Source organism: Photobacterium sp. OFAV2-7 (assembly GCF_022347985.1).
Taxonomy (GTDB): domain Bacteria; phylum Pseudomonadota; class Gammaproteobacteria; order Enterobacterales; family Vibrionaceae; genus Photobacterium.
This window is the reverse complement of the sequence record NZ_JAKRFQ010000160.1, coordinates 1-7,485: the sequence shown is the minus strand read 5'-3', so window position 1 is coordinate 7,485 and position 7,485 is coordinate 1. Positions and strand designations below refer to the sequence as shown.

At 46.0% G+C, this 7,485-nt stretch carries 8 protein-coding genes; 7 read left to right on the top strand and 1 reads right to left on the bottom strand.

The window, feature by feature from the left end; genetic code table 11:
• The 4 genes from MHN01_RS10735 to MHN01_RS10720 all read left to right on the top strand — a co-directional run.
• A partial coding sequence (locus tag MHN01_RS10735; RefSeq protein WP_239411354.1) for an outer membrane lipoprotein-sorting protein occupies window positions 1-236 on the top strand: 236 nt, incomplete at its 5' end.
• 1 nt (window position 237) lies between these two features.
• Entirely contained in the window at window positions 238-1,536 is a 1,299-nt protein-coding gene (locus MHN01_RS10730) for a hypothetical protein (RefSeq protein WP_239411353.1), read from the top strand.
• Window positions 1,536-2,606 carry a sensor histidine kinase gene (locus tag MHN01_RS10725; RefSeq protein ID WP_239411352.1) on the top strand — a complete coding sequence of 357 codons (1,071 nt, stop codon included), beginning with the start codon at window positions 1,536-1,538 and terminating at the stop codon, window positions 2,604-2,606. The genes MHN01_RS10730 and MHN01_RS10725 overlap by 1 nt, the downstream gene beginning before the upstream one ends.
• Window positions 2,599-3,414, top strand: coding sequence for a LytTR family DNA-binding domain-containing protein (locus MHN01_RS10720; protein WP_239411351.1), 816 nt, complete (start codon window positions 2,599-2,601; stop codon window positions 3,412-3,414). The genes MHN01_RS10725 and MHN01_RS10720 overlap by 8 nt, the downstream gene beginning before the upstream one ends.
• Here MHN01_RS10720 and MHN01_RS10715 read toward each other — a convergent pair.
• Entirely contained in the window at window positions 3,409-4,302 is an 894-nt protein-coding gene (locus MHN01_RS10715; RefSeq protein WP_239411350.1) for a LysR family transcriptional regulator, read from the bottom strand. The two genes, MHN01_RS10720 and MHN01_RS10715, sit on opposite strands and share 6 nt — an antisense overlap.
• A gap of 168 nt (window positions 4,303-4,470) precedes the next feature.
• Here MHN01_RS10715 and MHN01_RS10710 point away from each other — a divergent pair, with 168 nt between their 5' ends.
• Genes MHN01_RS10710 through MHN01_RS10700 form a run of 3 tightly spaced genes read left to right on the top strand, consistent with a single transcriptional unit; the run spans window position 4,471 to window position 7,252 of the window.
• On the top strand, window positions 4,471-5,154 hold the full coding sequence (locus MHN01_RS10710; protein WP_239411349.1) for a pirin family protein: 684 nt from the start codon (window positions 4,471-4,473) through the stop codon (window positions 5,152-5,154).
• 14 nt (window positions 5,155-5,168) lie between these two features.
• Entirely contained in the window at window positions 5,169-6,413 is a 1,245-nt protein-coding gene (locus MHN01_RS10705; protein WP_239411348.1) for a hypothetical protein, read from the top strand.
• Between the two features lie 11 nt (window positions 6,414-6,424).
• The gene (locus tag MHN01_RS10700) at window positions 6,425-7,252 is read left to right on the top strand and encodes a hypothetical protein (RefSeq protein ID WP_239411347.1); all 828 of its coding nucleotides are present in this window, start codon (window positions 6,425-6,427) and stop codon (window positions 7,250-7,252) included.
• The last annotated feature ends 233 nt before the right edge of the window (window positions 7,253-7,485 follow it).

Here is a 7,485-nt window from a genome sequence, read left to right as displayed (position 1 = left end):
GTGACTTTCCCATCCGGGCAAGTATGTATCTTCGGTCAGGAAAATTGGCAAAAGAGGCCTGGTTTATCAAAGGGGAGCAAAATGCCCGTACTAGTGTGGTGGCGATGACACTGCTCGACCGTATTCAGCCGAGTAAAAAGACTGTCATCAAGTATCAGGAAATCTCTCCTGTAACCCTGGAGGCGAAGTTCTACAACCCGGCTTATTTGTCTCGTAATTCTGTGTCGGGGTTATAGGATGAAACGCTCATCTACTTTGTACGGTTGGCTTAAGTCGGTGTCGCTGATCGCTTGCCTGTTTGTTTCACGACAGGCATTCGCCAGTTCTTTGGATGCGAGCTGGGACTGGATGGTCAGTGTCGAGCATCATGAAACAAGAAACAGCGTATACCTTCCTGATGAACAGGATGAGCAATGGCAATCGGTGAACGCCTTGCTGGATGTCGAACTAGGTTACGAACAGTGGCTTGGAGTGTTGGCGCTAAAAGGGAATGATCTTTATTCTTCCCAGTCCGCTGTTGATCGCGATAGCGAGCTGATCGTCAGGGAGCTGTTCTGGCAGGGTGCAATAGTGCTGGCAGGTACTGACGTAGATATTACCCTCGGCAAGGTGCGGGTGGATTGGGGTGTTGGTTATGGATATCGGCCGCTGGATATTATCAAGCCATATCGTAGAAACCCAGTTGGTATTCAGGTTGAGGAAGGGGCAGGAGTCGCTGCTGCCTCTTATTTTGACGCTAATGGTGAGTGGACGCTAATTTATGCTGATTCTTCCTGGACCACGCAACAGGGCAGCGAGCTGGATCAACTTAATGAACAGCAAGGAGTCGGTATCAGACGTTACGGGCTTGCTGGCGATAGCGAATGGCAGGGAATTGTTTATTACGATGATGTCAGGCGTGGTCTGGTTGGCGGTAGCTGGGTGACTGTTCTGGATGATGCCTGGGAGTTTCACTCTTCCGCGGCGTATCAGAAAGAATATTTTAGCTTCCGGGTGCCAGATTCGTTGCGTGAGCCTGTTATTTCTGACAAAAAGGATAACGGGCTACAAGCGTTGGCCGGGCTGACATGGACCAGTGAAAGCGGGCAGAGCGTGATTTTAGAGTATTGGTATGACAGCCGAAGCTGGGATTATGGGCAATGGCAGCAAGCTTATCGGAACGCTGAACAAATTGATGCCAGTGGGCTGCCTGCAGGATTGAGGCATGCTTACGCCCAGCCTCTACAACATGTCAATCTGGTTAGCCATAACGTGATGTTTCATTGGACACTGGATCCGGTAACCTGGCAGCACTGGGACTGGTCTCGCAATGTATCCTGGCTGCAAAATGTTAAACCGACGTTTGATGTGTTGTTTTCTCCGCAAGACAAAGGGGCAATAATGACTCAGTGGTTAGGCTATTCCGTTCTTGATACCGGCGATGTGCAATTCGACGTTGAGATTGCGGCCCGTTTTTTGACTGGAGACAAACAATCCGTCTACCGAAATTTATCTGATAAGCGTATGATTTTGCTAAATCTTAAAGGACGATTCTGATGAGTCAGAGTGAGTACACAGGTAATCCGTTTCCCTGGCTGAAATCGGTGGCAATCACCAGTGCGTTTTGTTTGGGGATTGCTATTGTCACCTATATTGTGTGGCCGGATAATTTTTATGAAGATCTCGCTGTCAGCTTTGGTTACGGCGCGAGTGCCATCACAACAGCAAGGTTTACCACCTACTTTTTTCCGAGTTTGAGTTACCGCCAGGTGAATGTCTTAACGGTGCTGTCTGCCATGGTGCTTGGTACAGCCAACGCCTTTTTTTGGCTAAGTGGTCCAGATACCTATCAGTCATTAGCCGAAATGAAACCTGTTATTATGCTGGCGTTATTGTTCACGCTTATCTGTTTTTATTACTTTTACTCCTATGAGCAAAAGCTATTGGCCCAGCATGAGATGGAGCAAGTTCGGAGAAAACAGTCTGAACAGGAAAAAGCCTTGGTGCTAAGTCAGTTGCGTCAGCTACAGAGCCAGATAGAACCGCACTTTTTGTTTAATACACTGGCCAATGCTATTGCATTGATCGATCAGGATACCGCCAAAGCCAAGTTGATGCTGGTTCGACTGACTGACCTGTTACATACCAATCTGCACAGAACCCGCGCAGATGTCACGACGCTGGAAGAGGAAATCGGTCTTATTTCGGCATACCTTGATATTCAGCAGATCCGATTGGGTGACAGGTTGAGCTATCAAATTATCAGCAATGATGTGAGTTTGACGTTGCCGATTCCGCCGTTTCTGATCCAACCGCTTGTTGAAAACGCTGTCTATTATGGTATCGAGCCAAAGGGAGAAGGGGGCGCAATTGAGCTGCACATAGAAGAAGACAAACATGAGCTTGTGGTGCAGGTTAAGGATAATGGGAAAGGTATTCAGCCGACGATGTCTTCCGGCGGGAATGGAGTCAGTCTGGAAAATATCCGTGGTAGGTTAGTGTCTTTGTTTGATAATAAGGCCAGCCTGACAATAAAAGAACCTTTAGAGGGTGGGGTGACGGCGACGATCCGCTTACCCAAGGCACAGTTGTTGACATTGCAGGAACAAGGAGAAGTGCATGGGTAAGTTTGCCAAGGCCGTAATTGCAGATGACGAGCCGATCTTACGCCATCATTTGAGCCGGGCATTGGAAGAAGTATGGCCGGAGCTTGAAATTGCGGCAGCAGCGGGCAATGGTGTAGAAGCTCTTGAGGCGATAAGTACTCACCAGCCTGATGTTGTTTTCCTTGATATCAGAATGCCGGAGCTAGACGGAATGGGGGTCGCCAAGGCACTGTCTAAACTGGATAAGACGCCGCATATTGTCTTTACTACCGCCTATCGAGAGTATGCGATAAATGCATTTGAGCAGAATGCACTCGATTACTTGTTAAAGCCGCTTTCGGAGCAACGTCTGGAACAGGCATGTGACAAGGTGAAGGCTCGCCTTGCTGAAAGGGCTGATAGTCATACAGCACAAGGGCAGTTTAATCATGATCAGCTTGGTAGCCTGATTGAACACATTAATCAACTGTCTCAGCCCAAGCCTGCTGAATATCTGAATTGGGTAAAAGCGAGCAAGGGCGATGATATCTATGTTATTTCAGTCGCAGATATCTTGTATTTTAAAGCCGAAGACAAGTATATCTCGGTGTATAAGAAAAATGAGGCAGCGCCAAATGGCGCGGATGAATATGTTATTCGCAGTGCGCTCAAAGAACTGGTGAATCAGCTTAATCCTGAGCACTTTTGGCAGATCCACCGTTCAACGATAGTCAATGTTTCAGCAATCGATAAAGTACATAAAGACTTTACCGGCAGGCTCTCGGTGATGATCGGTAAAAATAAGTTGCCCGTTAGCCGTAGCGCCCAGAATCTATTTAAGGGGTTATAAAATAGGGTTCTGATTGAGTTTTTGTTGAATGAAATCCATAAAACTTTTTGTTTTTAAAGGAACATTACGGTTGAGGGGATAAACGGCATTGATAGGGTAACTCTTATAGTAATCCTGCAGAATGTGTACAAGCTGACCTGACTGAACATAAGGGGAAACCAGCCAGCTAGGCATAAATGAGACCCCGGCATCGGCTAGCAGCATTTCCATCAACCCACACCCGCTATCACCCTGAAAATTCCCAGAGACCTGGACTGTTGTATCGGAGTGTTGATCAGAAAAAGTCCAGGTATTACCGCTTGCTCCCAAACTGTAGACAAGACAGTTGTGTGCACTCAGCTCACTTGGGTGTTGAGGGACAGAATGTTTTGCCAGATAGGAGGGTGAGGCGACAATAATCAGGTCGTCATCACCTAAGTGTCTGGCTATCATCGAAGAATCCTTTAAGTCTCCCAGCCGAATGGCTACGTCTATGCCTTCTTCAACCAAATTCACCATCTTTTCACTGAATTTAAGATCAAGTTGAACCTCAGGAAAAGCCGATAAAAACTCGGGAATAACAGGTGCAATGTACAAAGTACCAAACATTACCGGAACAGATACGCGCAGTTTACCCCGAGGCGTAGCTATTAAAGAACGCGCTTCGCTTTCGGCCTCTTCAAGGTCTCGTAAGATACCAACCACCCGTTCATAGTAATTTTGCCCAGCCTCCGTAAGACTGTGAAGGCGACTTCCTCTTACAAGTAACTGCGTACCAAGGTTCGATTCCAGAATCGCGACTCGCTTGCTGATTGTTGACTGGGTGGTGTTTTCCTCCCGGGCAACAGCCGAAAAGCTCCCCGTCTCAACAACTCGTACAAATGAACGCATTGCAGTGAGTGTATCCATTTTCTCTGCTATTCCCACTAAGAATACCCAGTATTCAAATTAACATAGATTTAATACTGGCAGGAATGATTTATCGTCATTAACAAAGGTGCACCCAATGGGTGTTGACTAAACTCAACTAGATTTACGGATGCTTACCGTGCGCAAGAGCCGTAAGGAGAACACAAAATGAATACACAACCACTACGCATAATCCATCGTAATGATCTCCCGGTGGGTGGTTTTGCGGGCATCGTCGAAACCCATATGGTGAAGAGCCCGTTGATTTGGAAAGATGCAAAGAACCGTAAAGACATCAGCCATGGTTTGGGGGATTTCATTTACCTTGCGAGCGGCTATTTTAAGCCAAATGAAGGGGCGCCTCTGCATCCACATAATGATGTTGATATCGTCAGCGTTATTTTGAACGGTGCTGTCGGGCATAAAGGTAGCCTGGGAGACGGGACCGTTATCGAAGGTCCCGGTGTTCAGGTTCAACGTGCAGGTACAGGTATGCAACATGCCGAGTTCAGTATGAATAACACCAAAGCTGAAATACTGCAGATCTGGTTTTTGCCACCAGAAACCGGGCTGGAGCCAGCCTACCAGAATTTTGCCTTAAAACAGGGAGAGCTTGCGACTGTATTAGGTGGCAATGGTGGCGAGAGCTTCCATAGCAATATGGTCTGTCAGGTTGGTTACATTGCAAAGGGGCAGACAGTTGACTGTGAACAGCCATTTATCGCCATGATCACTGAGGGAACGGCTAAGGCTAATGGTGTGTCAGTTCAAGCTGGTGATCTTATTGAAGGTGATTCACTGGAACTTAAGTCAGATGACGATTTTGGTTTGGTTTTGATAAAGAGCAAGTAAAGAAGAGGTGACCTATGAAGAAGTTAAATGTACTTGCAGTCAACGTGATAGCTGCACTCTCTTTGGGTACTGCCAGCCAGGCAGCCATTGCCGGGGCTCAGCCTGTATCAGCAAGCATTCTTGAGTTTGCAGAGAAAAACACATTGTTTGTGGCCGACTCTGATGGCGGGCAGATATTTGCCTATACCTTGCCAGATGTGAAACCGGCGAAAACGTCAATGAGTTATAACCTTGAGGGAGCTGGCACTCAAATCGCCAAGTTGCTGGGAGTGGATAGCCATTTACTGAACTATCATGACATTGCGATTCATCCAGTCAGTAAAGAAGCCTATATTTCTTTGTCGATCCAACAAAAGGGAAAGCGGACGCCTGTTATTATTCGTGCCAACCAGGCTGGAGTAATCACCAAAGTAGATTTGAAGTCACTGCCGAATACAGTAAAGAAATTAACCAAGACTGCAACCGACGGGGTGAAGTTCTGGCGTGATATTCCCGCATCAACATTAGGAATAACCGATCTGGACTATGTGAATGGTTCACTTTATGTATCCAGTTTGTCCACGGGTGAGTTTTCTTCAACGTTGCGGAAGATTGCATATCCCTTTGATAAAGCCTCGACCACTTCACATGTCGAGATTTATCACACCGTCCATAACCAGACTGAGACAAGAGCACCGATTCGGGCGATGACAGTATTGGATTTGGATGGAGAAGAAACTGTTGTCGCTGCTTATACCTGTACCCCACTGGTGACGATACCGACAAGCAAACTTAGCGATGGTGCTCACGTAAAAGGCAAAACTATTGCAGAGCTGGGCTATGGCAATACGCCGTTGGATGTCGTTCATTTTACAGCTCAGAATGAACAACAGAAGATGGAAGATTATGTGCTGGTATTACATAAAGAGCGCAGCGCTGATTTAATACGTGTAGCAGATATCGCAAATGCTAATAAGCAGCAAGGTCTTTCTACGCCTGAAATGTGGGCTAAAGCCGGTGTTGCCACGCGCCCGGTACCGCTGGCGGGTGTGCTTCAGGCTGCTGATCAGGATGAACAGTTCATCGTCACGTTAAAAAGAAATTTGGTGACGGGTGACATGGACTTAGTTTCGTTCCGCAAAGGGGCATACTTCCGTCTGAATGACTTTATCAGTGAGTATAACTTCTCCAACTATAAATATATTCCTGAGCAGGAAATGTTCAGGAACTTTCAGAATCTATTGAAAACTGATGCAGGATATAGCGACCTTGTTCGTTAAAGGAGAGGAATATGAGAGCTGCTTATCTGTTTAGCCTGGCTATTGGGTTTAGTATTTTTTCATCTATGGCTTTTGCTTCAACCTGCGAGTCAGTAGCAGAGAAGGCACATGTATCAGCAGTCTACCCGACTGCTGATAGACTTCCTGAGAACCTGCTTCGATTTTATGTGTATTTTTCTAAGCCAATGCAGCGTGAGGATATTTTATCTTCAGTCTATTTAGAAGATAAGGAGGGTAAAAGGCTGCAAGGTGTGTTTTTGGATAACAAATTTGCACTCTGGAGTACAGACAGTTCACGCCTCACATTACTGTTTGACCCGGGTCGTGTGAAAACAGGTCTGGTTGCTCATAATGCTATGGGACGGGCTCTGATACCCGGTGAAGACTATCAGTTAGTTATCGATACTATGGCAATGGATGCAGACGGTTGTCACTTAGAACAGGAATACCGGAAGCCTTTTAAAGCCGTAGAAGCTGATTATGAAGTGCCTGATGTGGAGAAGTGGGTTATTCATAACCCTAATAAGGGCTCAACCGAAGCGTTGGCTATTGAGCTTAATGGCAAGATGGATCATGTTTCGCTCGCATATCGTATCAGAGTGAAAGATCAGAAGGGGCAAACTATTTCAGGAAGTATTGAGCTTTCAGAGCAAGAACAGAAGTGGTTATTCTACCCGGATATAGCTTGGGACCAAACTCAGTATCAGCTAGTTATTGATCCTGTTTTAGAAGATGTTGCGGGCAACAGAATAACAGGGTTATTTGATCAGCCCTCACTAGCAGCCGAAAGTGCAGCTCAGAAACAATGGGTGAGTATCCCAATACGTTTTGATAATTAAAGCTATTTTAAGAAAGTTAAAAAGAAGTCTCTGAAGGCTTCTTTTTACATACGCACGTGTTGCATAACCTTGCTAAGTTTTTGCTAGGTGAACTATTCAATGAGAGTATTTCAGATAAGGTGAAAATTTGTTATGTTGATGCACGAATTTGCTATCGCTAACATTGATAAGAAATATTAGCTGTTTAGCTTTTTCCTCCAAACTACCTGGTTATCCTCGATACATTCCTCAAT

Coding starts and splice junctions, on each gene's coding strand:
- MHN01_RS10730 (WP_239411353.1), top strand. CDS start 238: ATGAAACGCTCATCTACTTTGTACGGTTGGCTTAAGTCGGTGTCGCTG.
- MHN01_RS10715 (WP_239411350.1), bottom strand. CDS start 4,302: ATGGATACACTCACTGCAATGCGTTCATTTGTACGAGTTGTTGAGACG.
- MHN01_RS10700 (WP_239411347.1), top strand. CDS start 6,425: ATGAGAGCTGCTTATCTGTTTAGCCTGGCTATTGGGTTTAGTATTTTT.
- MHN01_RS10725 (WP_239411352.1), top strand. CDS start 1,536: ATGAGTCAGAGTGAGTACACAGGTAATCCGTTTCCCTGGCTGAAATCG.
- MHN01_RS10705 (WP_239411348.1), top strand. CDS start 5,169: ATGAAGAAGTTAAATGTACTTGCAGTCAACGTGATAGCTGCACTCTCT.
- MHN01_RS10710 (WP_239411349.1), top strand. CDS start 4,471: ATGAATACACAACCACTACGCATAATCCATCGTAATGATCTCCCGGTG.
- MHN01_RS10720 (WP_239411351.1), top strand. CDS start 2,599: ATGGGTAAGTTTGCCAAGGCCGTAATTGCAGATGACGAGCCGATCTTA.